The sequence below is a fragment of the Pseudomonas sp. GD03842 genome (assembly GCF_029841165.1).
In the GTDB taxonomy this organism is placed as follows: domain Bacteria; phylum Pseudomonadota; class Gammaproteobacteria; order Pseudomonadales; family Pseudomonadaceae; genus Aquipseudomonas.
On record NZ_JAOCEA010000018.1, the window covers coordinates 48,391 to 62,897 of the forward strand.

19 protein-coding genes are annotated in these 14,507 nt (G+C 61.9%); 11 read left to right on the forward strand and 8 right to left on the reverse strand.

Annotation, left to right across the window (positions count from 1 at the left end):
* Window positions 1–28 precede the first annotated feature (28 nt).
* From N5D61_RS22300 to N5D61_RS22320, 5 genes are all read right to left on the reverse strand, one after another.
* The gene (locus N5D61_RS22300) at window positions 29–715 is read right to left on the reverse strand and encodes an OmpW family outer membrane protein (protein WP_279894246.1); all 687 of its coding nucleotides are present in this window, start codon (window positions 713–715) and stop codon (window positions 29–31) included.
* Between the two features lie 212 nt (window positions 716–927).
* A complete protein-coding gene (locus N5D61_RS22305; protein ID WP_177411112.1) occupies window positions 928–1,449 on the reverse strand; it encodes a DUF3299 domain-containing protein in 522 nt (173 codons plus the stop codon).
* A gap of 10 nt (window positions 1,450–1,459) precedes the next feature.
* Window positions 1,460–2,725: an ABC transporter permease gene (locus tag N5D61_RS22310; RefSeq protein ID WP_108239515.1), complete on the reverse strand. Its 1,266-nt coding sequence runs from the start codon at window positions 2,723–2,725 to the stop codon at window positions 1,460–1,462.
* Window position 2,726: 1 nt separating this feature from the next.
* On the reverse strand, window positions 2,727–3,437 hold the full coding sequence (locus N5D61_RS22315) for an ABC transporter ATP-binding protein (protein WP_108239516.1): 711 nt from the start codon (window positions 3,435–3,437) through the stop codon (window positions 2,727–2,729).
* Window positions 3,438–3,439: 2 nt separating this feature from the next.
* Window positions 3,440–4,015, reverse strand: coding sequence for a DUF2796 domain-containing protein (locus N5D61_RS22320; protein WP_108239517.1), 576 nt, complete (start codon window positions 4,013–4,015; stop codon window positions 3,440–3,442).
* Between the two features lie 201 nt (window positions 4,016–4,216).
* On the opposite strand from N5D61_RS22320, the gene N5D61_RS22325 reads away from it, so the two are divergent.
* Window positions 4,217–4,573, forward strand: a complete 357-nt coding sequence (locus N5D61_RS22325) for a hypothetical protein (protein ID WP_108239598.1) — start codon at window positions 4,217–4,219, stop codon at window positions 4,571–4,573.
* 47 nt (window positions 4,574–4,620) lie between these two features.
* Here N5D61_RS22325 and trxA read toward each other — a convergent pair whose 3' ends face one another.
* From trxA to N5D61_RS22340, 3 genes are all read right to left on the reverse strand, one after another.
* Complete coding sequence (gene trxA / locus N5D61_RS22330; protein WP_279894247.1) at window positions 4,621–5,493, reverse strand: thioredoxin; 873 nt, start codon at window positions 5,491–5,493, stop codon at window positions 4,621–4,623.
* Between the two features lie 98 nt (window positions 5,494–5,591).
* On the reverse strand, window positions 5,592–6,245 hold the full coding sequence (locus N5D61_RS22335) for a 50S ribosomal protein L11 methyltransferase (RefSeq protein WP_108239519.1): 654 nt from the start codon (window positions 6,243–6,245) through the stop codon (window positions 5,592–5,594).
* Window positions 6,242–6,694, reverse strand: coding sequence for a YbaY family lipoprotein (locus N5D61_RS22340; protein WP_108239520.1), 453 nt, complete (start codon window positions 6,692–6,694; stop codon window positions 6,242–6,244). The genes N5D61_RS22335 and N5D61_RS22340 overlap by 4 nt, the downstream gene beginning before the upstream one ends.
* Before the next feature lie 163 nt (window positions 6,695–6,857).
* Between N5D61_RS22340 and nrdR the strand changes: the two genes are divergently transcribed.
* From nrdR to ribA, 10 genes are all read left to right on the forward strand, one after another.
* Window positions 6,858–7,322 carry a transcriptional regulator NrdR gene (gene nrdR, locus N5D61_RS22345; protein ID WP_167362104.1) on the forward strand — a complete coding sequence of 155 codons (465 nt, stop codon included), beginning with the start codon at window positions 6,858–6,860 and terminating at the stop codon, window positions 7,320–7,322.
* A gap of 2 nt (window positions 7,323–7,324) precedes the next feature.
* Window positions 7,325–8,464: a bifunctional diaminohydroxyphosphoribosylaminopyrimidine deaminase/5-amino-6-(5-phosphoribosylamino)uracil reductase RibD gene (ribD, locus tag N5D61_RS22350; protein WP_279894248.1), complete on the forward strand. Its 1,140-nt coding sequence runs from the start codon at window positions 7,325–7,327 to the stop codon at window positions 8,462–8,464.
* 33 nt (window positions 8,465–8,497) lie between these two features.
* Window positions 8,498–9,169 (forward strand): riboflavin synthase, encoded by a 672-nt coding sequence (locus tag N5D61_RS22355; protein ID WP_108239522.1) that lies wholly within the window; start codon window positions 8,498–8,500, stop codon window positions 9,167–9,169.
* An 18-nt stretch (window positions 9,170–9,187) separates the two neighbouring features.
* A complete protein-coding gene (gene ribBA, locus N5D61_RS22360; RefSeq protein WP_108239523.1) occupies window positions 9,188–10,279 on the forward strand; it encodes a bifunctional 3,4-dihydroxy-2-butanone-4-phosphate synthase/GTP cyclohydrolase II in 1,092 nt (363 codons plus the stop codon).
* A 134-nt stretch (window positions 10,280–10,413) separates the two neighbouring features.
* On the forward strand, window positions 10,414–10,890 hold the full coding sequence (gene ribE, locus N5D61_RS22365) for a 6,7-dimethyl-8-ribityllumazine synthase (RefSeq protein ID WP_108239524.1): 477 nt from the start codon (window positions 10,414–10,416) through the stop codon (window positions 10,888–10,890).
* Complete coding sequence (gene nusB, locus N5D61_RS22370) at window positions 10,887–11,387, forward strand: transcription antitermination factor NusB (protein ID WP_108239525.1); 501 nt, start codon at window positions 10,887–10,889, stop codon at window positions 11,385–11,387. Before ribE ends, nusB begins: the two co-directional genes overlap by 4 nt.
* A gap of 36 nt (window positions 11,388–11,423) precedes the next feature.
* Window positions 11,424–12,389, forward strand: coding sequence for a thiamine-phosphate kinase (gene thiL / locus N5D61_RS22375; protein WP_279894249.1), 966 nt, complete (start codon window positions 11,424–11,426; stop codon window positions 12,387–12,389).
* The gene (locus tag N5D61_RS22380) at window positions 12,386–12,895 is read left to right on the forward strand and encodes a phosphatidylglycerophosphatase A (RefSeq protein ID WP_108239527.1); all 510 of its coding nucleotides are present in this window, start codon (window positions 12,386–12,388) and stop codon (window positions 12,893–12,895) included. Before thiL ends, N5D61_RS22380 begins: the two co-directional genes overlap by 4 nt.
* A gap of 36 nt (window positions 12,896–12,931) precedes the next feature.
* Entirely contained in the window at window positions 12,932–13,708 is a 777-nt protein-coding gene (locus N5D61_RS22385; RefSeq protein ID WP_279894251.1) for a transporter substrate-binding domain-containing protein, read from the forward strand.
* Window positions 13,709–13,819: 111 nt separating this feature from the next.
* The gene (ribA, locus tag N5D61_RS22390) at window positions 13,820–14,437 is read left to right on the forward strand and encodes a GTP cyclohydrolase II (RefSeq protein ID WP_108239528.1); all 618 of its coding nucleotides are present in this window, start codon (window positions 13,820–13,822) and stop codon (window positions 14,435–14,437) included.
* Window positions 14,438–14,507: the final 70 nt, after the last annotated feature.

Genomic DNA, 14,507 nt, shown 5'->3' on the forward strand with positions numbered 1-14,507 from the left:
CAGGCAGTCTGGCTGGGGGCAAGAGCGTTTAGAACTTGTAGCCGAAACCGACCATGTAGACCCACGGGTCCACGTCCACACTGACCTTGGTGCGGCCGACGCCCAAGGCGGATGGGCCGTCCAGAGTGGCCTGGGTGTCGATATCGACATACCAGACGGCGGCGTTGATCATGATCTTGTCGGTCAGCATGTAATCCATGCCCACTTGACCGGCCCAACCGCAGGAGTTTTTCAGGCTCAGGTTGTTCATCCCCTGGGCTTTACGGTTGCTGCTCAGGTTCTCGTCATAAAACCAGGTGTAGTTGACCCCAACGCCCGCATACGGCTGGAGCCTGGAGTTGGCGTCCAGCGGGTAGTACTGCAAGGACAGCGTCGGCGGCAATTGCTTGACGTCCGCCAACTTGCCATCCAGGCCCGGGCCGAGGCCCTTTACCCCGACGGTGTGCTGAAAGGGCGTCGCGGCCAGCAGCTCGACGCCAACGTGGTCAGTCAGCATGTAGGCGAAGGTCAGGCCCAATTGGGTGTCGCTGTCCAGCGTGGCTTTGGTACCGGGTGCCTTGGCGCCGTCGAGCTTGAGGTTGCCGCTGTCCTCGTTCGGAGCGGTCGTCGCGGCTCCGGCACGCACAATGATGTCTCCAGCCTGGTGGGCTTCGGCGACAACGGGAATGCCGAGGGCGAGCGCAAGGCACGACGCGCCAAGCAGGTATTTGTTCATGGAAGGCTCCGTAAGGGCGTTTGAAAGGGATGCCTTAATGGTACGGAGCGGGTGGCGCGGGCTTTTTGATTCAGCTCAATGGAAGGTCATTTAATTCGACTGCGATGAAACTCACTCGAGGGGGGGATGCAGCCATTTCTATCGTCTTCAAGCGCCATCCCATCGGGTGGACGCCTTCAGGAGCACCTCCATTCGCGGCATAAGCCCTTCGATTACTGATCTGGAAGCTCATAGACCAAAATCTTGTCCGCTTCCATTTGGTACCCCGCATCGGCCAGGTCAGTGCGGGTGGACTTGACCTGCATGGGGCCTTCGATCCAATAGGGCTGGTACAGCTCGTCGACCTTGACGCCCAGTTCGCTGGTGACGTGGACAATCTGGTTGGGCGGTGGTGGCGGCACGTGGATGCAGGCCCCGAAATAAGGGACCAGCAGGAAGTCCGTCACCCGGCCTTCTTCGCTGACTTCCAGCGGCACGATGTAGCCGGGCAGGCGGACCGTCTGCCCGTCGAGGGCCTTGACTACCGGCGCGTCTGGCGCGAGTTGATGGGCGGCAGGGGCGGACTCCACCGAAAGGGTGTCGGCCATTTTCGAGAGGTCGTGTATCGGTGCCGTGATCAGTTTCACAGGGGGCGCATCGGGCGGGATCATCTCCTCCCATGTCAGCACCCGCAGGTCTTGTGCCCACGACGCGCTTGCGAACAACAACGACCACACCAGCCACCCTTTACGCATCATCACACCCTCATAAACGGATCGACAGGCCGTCGGCCAGCGACTGACGGTACGCCCGCCACGCGGGCACCGTGCCCATCAGCAGAGCCGCGGCGAGGATGCCGCCCAGCAACGTCCACTCATAAGCGCTCGGCAGCGACAGGGGCAAGTACAGCCCGTAATTGGCCTGGACGTAGCCCTGAGCCGCAGCAATGCCGACATACAGCAACGCCAGGCCGCTGACTGCTCCAGCCAATGCCAGTGCGAAGGCTTCGAGAACCAGAAGGCTGGCAACATGCCACGGCCGCGCGCCCACCGAACGCAGGATGGCCATCTCCCGGCGGCGCTCATTGAGGCTGGTAAGGATCGCCGTCAGCATGCCGATCAGGCCGGTCAGCACCACGAACAGCGAGATCACGAACAGAGCTTTCTCCGCCGTGCCCATCAGGCTCCATAGCTCTTGCAGTGCCACACCCGGCAGGATCGCCAGCATCGGCTCGCCACGGAATTCGTTGATCTCCCGCTGCAATGCGAAGGTGGAAATCTTGCTGTTCAGGCCCAGCAGAAACGCGGTGATCTGGGTCGGCGTCAGGTCCATGTTACGCGCCTGATCGGCGCTGATTCGGCCGGCGCCTTGCGCGGGCACACCGTTGTGCCAGTCGATATGGATCGCTTCCATGCCGCCCAGGCTGATGTGCAGCGTGCGGTCCACCGGCGTGCCTGTGCGCTTGAGGATACCGACCACCGTAAAGGGCTTGTCGTCATGCTTGACCAAGCTCACCGTCGCCACGCCATGGGCCAGTACCAGCTTGTCGCCGAGTGTGTAATGCAGCGCCTCAGCGACCTCGGCACCCAGCACCACCTCGAACGGATCGGTGGCGAAGGGGCGGCCATCGGCGATTTCCAGATGCTGCTGCCGACCGTACTGGTAATGCTCGAAATAGGACGAGTTGGTGCCCATCACGCGATAGCCGCGATGACTGTCACCCAAGGAAATCGGGATGGCCCATTTCACCTGCTTGCTGTTGGCAAAGTGCTCGAAACTGTCCCAGCGAATATTGTTCGTGGCGTTACCGATGCGGAACACGGAATACAGCAGCAGATTCACCGAACCCGAGCGGGCACCGACGATCAGGTCCGTACCGCTGATGGTGCTGGCGAAACTGGCGCGAGCCTCGGTACGCACCCGCTCCACCGCCAGCAGCAGGCAAACGGAGAGGGCGATGGCAAACGCCGTTAAAAAGGCCGTGAAACGGCGATTGGCGAGGCTGGCCAGCGCCAGGCGAAGAAGATACATGTCAAACCTCGGTGACGACGGCGGCGCGATTGAGCTCGGCCAATGACAGATTGCGGTCGAACAGCGGTGCCAGGCTCTGATCATGGCTGACGAACAGCAGGCTGGCCCCGGCTTCCCTGCATTCGGCGAACAATAACCGGATGAAAGCTTCCCGGGCGTCGGCGTCCAGTGCCGACGTCGGTTCGTCAGCGATCACGAGCTCAGGCTGACCGATCAAGGCACGCGCCGCAGCGACTCGCTGTTGCTGGCCGATGGAGAGCGAATCTGCGCGTCGCTCCAGCAACGGCGAATCTTTGAGCCCAAGGTGAGCGAGCAGGGTCACTGCAGCCTGCTCGACACTGCCATGGCGCTGCGTCGCCCGTGCGGTGCGCAGCTTCGAGAAGTGACACGGCAGTTCGACGTTTTCTCTCACCGACAGAAATGGCAACAGATTGAATTGTTGAAAGATGTAGCCCGTGTGGTCGACTCGAAAGCGGTCGCGGGCGCTGGCCGAAAGCTGAGTCAGCTCCTGGCCGAGCAGCCGGATGGTGCCCCGATCCGGTTTTTGCACACCGCCCAGCAACCCCAGCAGGGTCGTTTTACCGCTGCCACTGGGCCCCTTGAGGAACAGGGTTTCGCCTGTCTCAAGCCGGAAGGCCGGAATGTCCAGCAACGGCCCATGGCCCGGCCAGGCGAAACCGAGGTCGGAGAGTTCGATGAGCGCTTGGGTCATGGTCAGAATTTGACGACGGGGTTGCTCGGACGCACTTCTGCGCCCATCTGGCGTTTCGGCGTCACCAATTGGACCTGGATCGTCTGGGTGGCCGGAAAACTGTTGAACAGTTGAGTCAGATCCAGTTGGTTGAGGACGGCGGGCGAAGTGCAGGTGAACTGATAGTGGCCATGGATTTCGCTGTGTTCATGTTCGTGTTCATCCGCGTCCCCGTCGTCATGGTCGTCATCCTTGTCACCGAACAGGGGGCTTTCCAGCTTCGCCTTCACGGCAGAACACCCCGCACCCTCTGGAATGCTGAACAGGCCGTGAGGCTTGAGCAGGGTTTCCCGGGCCAGGGCGAGTTTCATCTTGTCGGCATCGGTCGTAGCAGCGTGCTCGAAACCGACGATGTTCATGGCCGGCGAGTCCAGTTCGAGCTCCAGGGTATGACCGTCCAGCGCCATGTCCAGCCGCGCCACGCCGTGCACATGTGCCCCCAGGCTGCCGTGCTCGTGATCGTGATCATGTTCGTCGGCGGCATGGGCGATGGCGAGGGGAAGCAGCGCGAAAGGCAAGGCAAGTAGCAGACGACGCATGGGGGAGCTCCGACAGGGTTACGAATTGTTATGTGATCTTATAACAATGTTGTGCATCGGTTCTTAACTTTTTCCATCATGAGGGTGCGATATGAACGCGTCGGCCCTGATGAGCGCGGCCTCGATTGCCTCGCAGCGGTTATGATGCAGCCCCCAGGCGCCGTTGGGACCCTGCAACCGCGCCGCTTAGAGGAAGACATTATGTTGCGAATCCGTGGAACCATTGGCGCGCTGCCAGTGGACCTCACTGTGGAAATGGATGAGGACGATTGGGCCAGGCTGGGAATGCAGTGGGGCACCCAGCCCGCAAACGTTGACGCTCAGCCTGCCGCAGCCTCTAAACCACCCCCTAACCGTAATGATGCGGTGTGGGACATCGCACAGGAACTGTTACGCAAGGCTGGGCATCTGAGCGGCCCGGAATTGCTCGGGCAACTGGAGGGGCTGGCGGGCAGCACTGCGGCGGGCAAGCGCCTCATGGTGCGCATGCGCCACAGCGCCAACGTCAGGGTCGAAAGCCATGGCGATGCGCCGGAATATTTCTGGGTCGAATCCTGAAGACGATGCGGTGGCAATACGGCCGTACTGCCACCGAGAACAGCGACTCAATAGAGCGCTGCGAACAGTTTGCGCCGGTAGGTCGTGACCAACGGATGGTCGTTGCCCAGCAGGTCGAACACTTGCAGCAGGGTCTTGTGTGGCAGGCCTTCGTTGTAGCTGCGGTTACGGGTGAACAGCTTGAGCAAGCCGTCCAGCGCGCCTTCGTATTGCTGACGGGACAACTGCTGTATCGCCAATTGATAGGCTGCTTCGTCGTCCTGCGGGTTTTGCGCCAGGCGCGATTTCAGCTCGGCAGCATCGGGGAGTGCCGATGCTTCACCGAGGAATGTCAGCTGCGCCTTGGCACCTGCCAGCGCGGCCTTATGGTCATCGCCTTTCACGGCGTCGAGGACGGCGCGGGCTTCGGTCAACTCGCCACGTTCGGCCAGGCACCGTGCATAGAGAATCAGGGCGGCGGCATTGGTGTTGTCTTCGGCCAGAATCGTCTGCAGGACGGCCTCAGCTTCCGCGAAATGGCTGTCAGCGAACATCGCCTGAGCGGTCTGCAGCGGATCGGCTGCGGCGGGTGGCGGCAGCTTCACGTGGGGCTCGAGCAGTTTGCGGATTTCTGATTCAGGTTGCGCCCCGGCAAAGCCGTCGACCGGCTGACCGTCCTTGAACAGCACGACGGTCGGCAGGCTGCGGATTCCGAAGCGCCCCACGATTTCCTGCTCGGCATCGCAGTCGACCTTGGCCAGCAGCAACTCACCTTGGTAGCTCTCGGCGATCTGCTTGAGCAGCGGCATCAGCACCTTGCACGGTGCGCACCACTCGGCCCAGAAGTCCACCAGCACGGGTTTGTGAAAGGAATTCTCGATGACCAGCTGATCGAAGGTGGCGGTGGTCGCATCGAAGATGTACTTCGTTTCCTGGCTCATCAGACGTCTCGAAAAAAGGCTCAATGGCGCCAACTATAAAGGGCTGAGGGCAATGTCGGAAGCGTGGCGATCGGAGGCTGAGCCCGGCGTACGGGGGGCTATCGCTTGGCGTGGTACAGGCTGACGTTGCGAAACTCCCAGGGCTCTGCCAGATCCGGCAGGGTCAGCGCTTCGAAAATGCCCAGTCGGCGATAGGCCGGGTGCTGAAAATCGCGTACCCGCGAATCCGCTACCAGGGCCTCTTTACCGCGGGTAAGAAAGTGATCCAACAGCGGCAGATTGGCGCGGTCGTACAGCACGTCGGCGACCAAAATCAGATCGAAGCGGTCCTGTTCGGCGAAGAAGTCCGTCGAGTAGCCGAGCGTGACATCGTTGAGTTGCGCATTGGCCGCACAGGAGGCGAGCGCCGCTGGATCAATGTCACAGGCCACCACTTCCAACGCCCCCGCCTTCGACGCGGCAATGCCTGCGACGCCGGAACCGGCACCGAAATCCAGCACGCGCTTGCCTTCGACCCACTGCGGGTGCTCGGCCAGGAATCGCGCCAGCGCCAGGCCGCTGGCCCAGCAAAAGCTCCAGTAGGGTGGCTCGTCGAGGATGCGCCGTGTTTCTTCGGGGCTGAACGCGCGGTCCATGTTCGCCGCATCGATCAACCACAGCTTCAGGTCGGTTCCGGGCAGCGGTTCGGCCACCAGTTTCGCATCGCCCAGCAGTTCGCTCAGTGTCCTTTGCAGAGCGGACGGTGGCGTCATGGGGCGGCGACGAACTGTAGCTGCCCGACGGATTGGGTGTCGGGGCTGGCAATCAGCACTGAGGGCAGGTGCAGGATCAACTGGCCGGATTGGCTAGCCCGGCCACGCAGCTCGACCCGTGCGCCGACGGGGAATGCTTCGGGATTGAAGCGCAACTGAAAGGGCAGCGACTGGTTGTTGCCCGTCAACTTGGTGCTGCTCAGCAGTTTCTGAGGACGATTACGCTCATCGATCACCAGCACGGCCAGCTCCACTTCCGCACCCGCAGGCACACCGAGCAGTTGGCCGCTGATTTCCCGCTGATAAGCAGGCAAAGGGCCCGGGCCGGCGGGCAGTTTTATTGCGTTGGGCGCGGGTTTGGCAGGCGCCGACGCTTTAGGCGCTTCAGGGGTGCTACAGGCGGCGAGCAGGCCGACCAGGCTGAATACGGCAAGCAAACGTAGCGTCATGAATGGCTCCGGCAAGAAACGAAAAAACGGGGGGCAGGCGCAGTATCGCCGAGATGAAGCGCTTTCGCTGCGCGAATGGGCGTCTATATACCTCAAAGGTCGATACTTGTCTTGCGAGCGGGATGCGCTACCATGGCCCTCCCTTTTTTTGTTGCCTGCCACCATGCACTGTCCCTTCTGCGGTGCCAACGACACCAAAGTCATCGATTCGCGCCTCGTTGCCGAAGGCGATCAGGTCCGCCGCCGTCGCGAGTGCGTGGCCTGCGGTGAGCGTTTCACCACTTTTGAAACCGCTGAGCTGGTGCTGCCCCGTCTGATCAAACAGGACGGCAGCCGCCAACCTTTCGACGAGGAGAAGCTGCGCGCAGGCATGCAGCGTGCGCTGGAGAAGCGCCCTGTCAGCGTCGAGCGTCTGGAAGCTGCACTGGCGCATATCAAAAGCAAGCTGCGGGCGACCGGCGAGCGCGAGGTCAAATCATTGATCGTGGGCGAGTTGGTAATGGCCGAGTTGCAAAAGCTCGACGAGGTCGCCTACATCCGCTTCGCTTCGGTGTATCGGCGGTTTCAGGACCTCAACGAATTCCGCGAAGAAATCGACCGACTGGCGCGAGAGCCGGTTAAAGAGTGAGCATGCCTTCCACTGAACAAAGCGTGCTCGACGCCTTTTACATGAGCCGGGCCCTGGAACTGGCGCGCAAGGGTGTCTATTCGACCCACCCCAATCCGCGTGTCGGTTGCGTCATCGTGCGTGAGGGGCAGATCGTTGGCGAAGGCTGGCATGTGCGTGCCGGCGAGCCCCACGCCGAAGTCCACGCCCTGCGTCAGGCGGGTGAAAAGGCCCGCGGGGCGACGGCCTATGTCACGCTCGAACCGTGCAGCCATCACGGTCGGACTCCACCCTGTGCCGATGCACTGGTCAATGCCGGTGTCGGCCGCGTGGTCGCCGCGATGCAAGATCCCAATCCCGACGTCGCGGGTCGGGGTCTGCTGCGCCTGATGAGTGCTGGCATTGCCGTGCAGAGTGGCGTCCTGGAATCTGAAGCTCGCGCGCTTAACCAAGGTTTCCTCAAGCGCATGGAGCACGGTTTGCCGTATGTGCGGGTGAAGCTGGCGATGAGTCTCGACGGGCGCACGGCCATGGCCAGTGGCGAAAGCCAATGGATCACCGGGCCCCAGGCGCGGTCGGCGGTGCAGCGGCTGCGCGCGCAATCGAGCGTGATCCTTACCGGCGCCGATACCGTATTGGCTGACGATGCCCGGTTGACCGTGCGCCCTGACGAGCTGGGCCTGAATGCCGAGCTCACGGCGTTGGCCGGTACCCGCCCCCCTCTGCGTGTGTTGATCGACGGGCGCTTGCGCGTGCCGCTGCAAGCACCGTTCTTCCTGGCCGGCAATGCGCTGGTTGCCACGTGTGCCGCTGCCTCGGCCCGCGAACGCTATACCGCCGAAGGCCACGAACTGCTGGCACTGCCGAGCAGTGGCGGCCATGTCGATTTGCGCAAGCTGCTGGTCGAACTGGCGGCGCGCGGCGTCAACGATGTACTGGTCGAGGCCGGTCCGAAGTTGGCGGGCGCGTTCACGCGGCTGGGGCTGGTCGACGAATACCAGATTTTCGTGGCCGGCAAGTTCATGGGCTCGTCTGCGCGGCCGCTGCTCGATCTGCCACTGGCGCAAATGAGCGAGTCGCTGGAGTTGAAAATCGTCGAAATGCGCGCCGTCGGCAATGACTGGCGAGTCATTGCACATCCTGTCCCGAGCGCGAGCGTATAATTCCGCTTCTCGCCCCGCTCTCCTGGAGGACCCATGTTTACCGGCATCATCGAATCCATCGGCAGCATCCGCGCCATCACTCCCAAGGGCGGCGATGTCCGCGTCTACGTCGAGACCGGCAAGCTCGACCTCTCCGACGTCAAGCTCGGCGACAGCATTGCCGTGAACGGCGTGTGCCTGACTGCCGTCGAGCTGCCGGGCGACGGTTTCTGGGCTGACGTCAGCCGCGAGACCCTGGACGTGACTGCCTTCGTCGATCTGAAAACGGGCAGCCGCGTCAACCTGGAAAAGGCTCTGACGCCGACCACGCGGCTGGGCGGCCATCTGGTCAGCGGCCACGTCGATGGCGTCGGCGAAGTCCTGTCTCGCGAAGAAAACGCTCGAGCCATTCAGTTCCGCATGCGCGCCCCCCGGGAGCTGGCCAAATACATTTCACACAAGGGCTCGATCACCGTCGACGGTACCAGCCTGACCGTCAATGCGGTCAACGGCGCCGAGTTCGAATTGACCATCGTCCCGCACACTCTGGCCGAAACCATCATGGGCGACTACCGGCCGGGTCGTAAGATCAACCTTGAAGTGGATCTGCTGGCGCGTTACCTGGAGCGTCTGCTGCTCGGTGACAAAGCCGCCGAACCGACGCCTGCCCAAGGCGGGAACATCACTGAAAGCTTTCTGGCCGCCAACGGCTACCTCAAATCCTGAATCGAAGGGGGGTGCCGCGTGGCGCTCAATAGCATCGAAGAACTGGTTGAAGACATTCGCCAAGGCAAGATGGTCATCCTCATGGATGACGAAGATCGCGAGAACGAAGGCGATCTGATCATGGCCTCCGAGTGCGTCAAGGCCGAGCACATCAACTTCATGGCGCGTTATGCCCGCGGCCTGATTTGCATGCCGATGACTCGCGAGCGTTGCGAAACCCTCAAGTTGCCACTGATGGCCCCACGCAATGGCTCCGGGTTCGGCACCAAGTTCACCGTGTCCATCGAAGCCGCCGAGGGCGTCACCACCGGTATTTCCGCGGCCGACCGTGCGCGCACCGTTCAGGCTGCCGCCGCGAAGGACGCCAAGGCAGAAGATATCGTCAGTCCCGGCCACATCTTCCCGCTGATGGCGCAAGCCGGCGGCACGTTGTCCCGCGCCGGTCATACGGAAGCGGCCTGCGACCTGGCGCGTATGGCCGGTTTCGAACCGACCGGCGTCATCTGTGAAGTCATGAACGACGACGGCACCATGTCCCGTCGCGCTGAGCTCGAAGCTTTCGCGGCCGAACACAACATCAAGATCGGCACCATCGCCGACCTGATCCATTACCGCATGATCCATGAACGTACCGTTCAGCGGATTGCCGAGCAGCCTCTGGACACTGAGCAGGGCCACTTCAACCTGGTCACTTATCGCGACTCGGTCGAGGGCGACGTTCACCTCGCATTGACGTTGGGCAAGATTTGCGCAGAAGAGCCCACCTTGGTCCGGGTGCACAACATGGACCCGCTGCGCGACCTGCTGATGGTCAAACAGCCTGGCCGCTGGAGCCTGCGAGCCGCAATGGCTGCGGTGTCCGAGGCCGGCAGCGGCGTGGTGTTGCTGTTGGGCCACCCGCTGGATGGCGATGCCGTGCTGGCCCATGTCCGGGAAACAGCGGGCGCCGCACCGATCAAAACGCCGACCACCTACAGCACCGTGGGTGCCGGCTCGCAGATCCTTCGCGACCTGGGCGTGCGTAAAATGCGCCTGATGAGTTCGCCAATGAAGTTCAATGCGATATCCGGTTTCGATCTGGAAGTTGTAGAATACGTGCCCTCCGAATAAAGACCGGCAGGTTCTGGACCGTGAAAACCCTGTATTTTCATCCCGTCCAGCCCTGCGGTCGCCGATTCGTGGCCTAAAATCCCTGAAAGCGCGCCCCGCTGCGCGCTTGCTCTTTAATGACGAGATCCAGCCGAATGACCCTGAAGACCATCGAAGGTACCTTCATCGCCCCACAAGGTCGCTATGCCCTGGTGGTTGGCCGCTTCAACAGCTTCGTCGTGGAAAGCCTGGTGAGCGGTGCCGTTGATGCACTGGTTCGCCATGGCGTGAGCGAAAGCGACATCACCATCATCCGTGCACCGGGTGCGTTCGAAATTCCGCTGGTCGTGCAGAAAGTCGCTCAACGCAGTGAATACGCCGCGATCATCGCCCTGGGCGCCGTGATCCGTGGTGGCACCCCGCACTTCGAATACGTGGCCGGTGAGTGCACCAAAGGCCTGGCTCAGGTTTCCATGGAGTTCGGCGTACCGGTCGCCTTTGGCGTCCTGACCGTCGATTCGATCGAGCAGGCCATCGAACGTTCCGGCACCAAGGCCGGCAACAAAGGCGCAGAAGCCGCGCTGTCCGCCCTCGAGATGGTCAGCCTGTTGGCGCAGTTGGAGGCCAAGTGATTAACGACGAAAGCGATCGCTTCAACCCTCGCGAGCCGCGCCCAGCGGACGCTGGCAAGCCATCGAAAAGCGAAAAACGCCGTGCGGCCCGCCAATTGGCGACCCAGGCCCTGTATCAATTGCACATGGCCAAACAGTCGCTGAACGAGATCGAAGCGCAATTTCGCGTGGATAACGATTTCACTGAAGTCGACGGTGCGTACTTCCGCGAGATCCTGCATGGGGTGCCTGCGAAGAAGGACCAGATCGACGCCGCGCTGGCGCCTTGCCTGGACTTGACGATAGACGAACTGGACCCAGTCGAACTCGCCGTCCTGCGCCTGTCAACGTGGGAACTGCTGGAGCGTATCGACGTGCCGTACCGCGTGGTCATCAACGAAGGCATCGAACTGGCGAAAGTCTATGGTTCGACCGATGGTCACAAGTTCGTCAACGGCGTACTCGACAAGCTGGCTCCGCGTCTGCGCGAAGTCGAAGTGAAGGCCAACAAGCGCTGAGGCGTCTGGGTTTCCAGAACCTCTGCGTCTGACGCCATGGGCGAGTTCGAGCTGATCCGCAACTACTTTGCCGCCGCGCCCTGCGCGCAGCCCGGCGAAGGCGTCGCGTTGGGGATCGGCGACGACTGCGCCCTGTTGTCCTTGAAGGCCGGTGAGCAACTGGCTGTCTCGACTGACACGTTGGTCGCCGGGGTGCATTTCCCCGAAGTGTGTGACCCCTTCCTGCTGGGCCAGCGCGCCCTCGGCGTTTCCGCCAGCGATCTGGCCGCCATGGGCGCCAGTCCCCTTGCCTTCACCCTTGCCCTGACCTTGCCTGCCGTTTCTGCGACCTGGCTGGAAGCGTTCGCCCGTGGATTGAACGCCATGGCCCAGCAGTGCTCCCTGCGGTTGGTGGGCGGGGACACGACCCGCGGCCCGTTGAGCCTGACCGTCACGGTCTTTGGTGCCGTGCCCGTGGGGCAGGCGTTGACGCGGGCTGGGGCGCGGCCCGGGGATTTGCTGTGTGTGGGTGGCACGCTGGGGGATGGCGCTGGCGCGCTGCCCTTCGTGTTGAACCAGCGTAGCGCCGAGGCGTCTACCACTCAGGCCTTGCTGGCCCGCTACTGGTCCCCGCTGCCGCAGCTCGCATTGGGCCAGGCGTTGCAGGGCAAGGCGACCTCGGCGCTGGATATCTCCGATGGGCTGCTCGCGGACTGTGGGCATATCGCGCTGGCCTCAGGCGTAGGCTTGAGGGTGGAGCGTGACAAGGTGCCAATGTCTGACGCGCTGCTGGCGCTTTTCAATCCTGACGAGGCGCTGAATGCTGCGCTAAGTGGCGGCGATGACTACAGACTGGCTTTCACCCTCCCGGCATCATGCCTGGCTGAACTGATCGACGCGGGCTGGTCGATCCACGTGATCGGTCAGGTAGTGGAGGGGCAGGGCGTGGTGCTTGTCGACGGGCTTGGCCATGACGTCACGCCATCGACTCGGGGTTACCAACATTTTCGGGAGACACGGTGACAGATCATCCTAATCAGGTCCCGGCGGAAAACGTCCCGCCCTCGGTATGGACCAATCCATGGCATTTCCTGGCCTTCGGTTTCGGTTCCGGGACCTTGCCCAAAGCGCCGGGCACTTGGGGTTCCATGGTCGCGGTGCCCTTCATTCCGCTGTGGCAAATGCTTCCGGATTGGGGCTACTGGTTGATGCTGGGTATCACCATGCTGTTCGGCTTCTGGCTGTGCGGCAAGGTGGCCGACGACTTGCGCGTGCATGACCACGAAGGCATCGTCTGGGACGAAATGGTCGGCATGTGGATCACCCTGTGGCTGGTGCCCGAAGGTTGGGTATGGTTGCTGGTGGGTTTTCTGGTCTTCCGGTTCTTCGACATTCTCAAACCCTGGCCCATCCACTGGGTCGACAAGCATGTGCATGGCGGCGTGGGGATCATGCTCGATGACGTTTTGGCGGGCGTTTTTGCATGGCTCGCCATGCAGGGTCTAGTCTGGGTATGGGGTGTGATTTAGGCAACGACCGGGAAACGACCGATGATGGGCGTGGGGATGACAGGGTTACGGGGCCTGTTGCTGCTGATCGCGGGCCTCTGGCTAGCCAATGTTCCCGTGCATGCCGAGTCTGTGCCTGAAAAGCCGGCTGACATCGTTCTGGTCAGCGAGCAGTGGAACGCTTATACCGAAGCCGATGGCTCAGGGCTGGGGTGGGACCTGATGCGTGAAATCTTCGAGCCTGCAGGCGTCCAAGTGGCCTTGCGAATCGAACCCTACACGCGCGCAGTCGGGCTGGTGCAACGTGGCGAAGCCGATGCGTGGGTCGGTGCCTACCAAAACGAGGTCGACGGTACCCTCTATCCGAAATGGCACTACGATACTGACGAGATCTATGCGCTGACCCTTGCCTCTCGGCCTGCTCCTACGCTGAGGTCATTGGCGAGCTACCGGCTGGCCTGGGTGCGAGGCTACGCGTTCGATCATTACCTGCCCAACGTCGTCCACTTCAATGAGGTCCCACGGCGGGACCACATTCTGACGATGCTCGAGCATGGTCGCGCCGACGTGTATATCGACGCAAAGCCCGAAATCGGCTTTATCCTCACGCAAACCCAAGAGCCGCAACGCTTCCGAACAACCTATCTGACGGCGATCCCGCTCTACCTGAGCTTCGCCGACAATGACCGCGGTCGTTATCTGCGGGATCTGTTCGATCGGCGCATGGCGCAACTGGTCCGTTCCGGCCAGTTGCGTCCCATCTTCGCGCGCTGGAAGCAGCCCTATCCGTTCGATGCAGACGATGGTGCAAGCCAGGTCGGCGCCAGCCAATGATCAAACTATCCGATCTGATTAGCCGACAATTCAGCCTAAGCTTCTACCGGAACCTGCTGTTACAATGCGGCCTTGCTTATTTCCAGCCCTCATACTGATCAGGAGCACACGGTGCCCGTCGTATTTGTCGCGGCTTCCAAGCTGCCTACCCCTTTTGCCACTTTCAAAATGAACGGCTTCCTGGAGCAGGAAACCGGTCGAGAACACGTTGTACTTAGCCTGGGCGATGTATCCGACGGCGCGCCGGTCCTTGGTCGTGTGCACTCCGAGTGCCTGACGGGCGATGCCTTGTTCAGCCAGCGTTGCGATTGCGGTTCCCAGCTTGAAGCGGCGCTGCGCGCGATCGCTGCCGAAGGCCGTGGTGTGTTGCTGTACCTGCGCCAGGAAGGGCGCGGCATCGGTTTGATGAATAAGATCCGCGCCTATGAGTTGCAGGACGGCGGAGCGGATACTGTTGAAGCGAACGAGCGTCTTGGTTTCGCCGCCGACCAGCGTGACTACGGGATCTGCCTGCCGATGCTGGAGCACCTGGGCGTGAAATCCCTGCGGTTGATGACCAACAATCCCCGCAAGGTCAAAGCCCTGACTGAAATGGGCATCAAGGTCGCGGAGCGCGTCCCGCTGCACACCGGCCAGAATCCTCATAACAAGCTTTATCTGGCCACCAAGGCAGGCAAGCTGGGCCACATGATGGGCAACGAGCATCAAAGCGAGGTCGATCCCGCGTGAGAGGTGGCGGTCAGCACCGAGGCCTGTCGATGACACATGTTGTCGTTCCTTCCCTGTGCTGCAGTCTTCG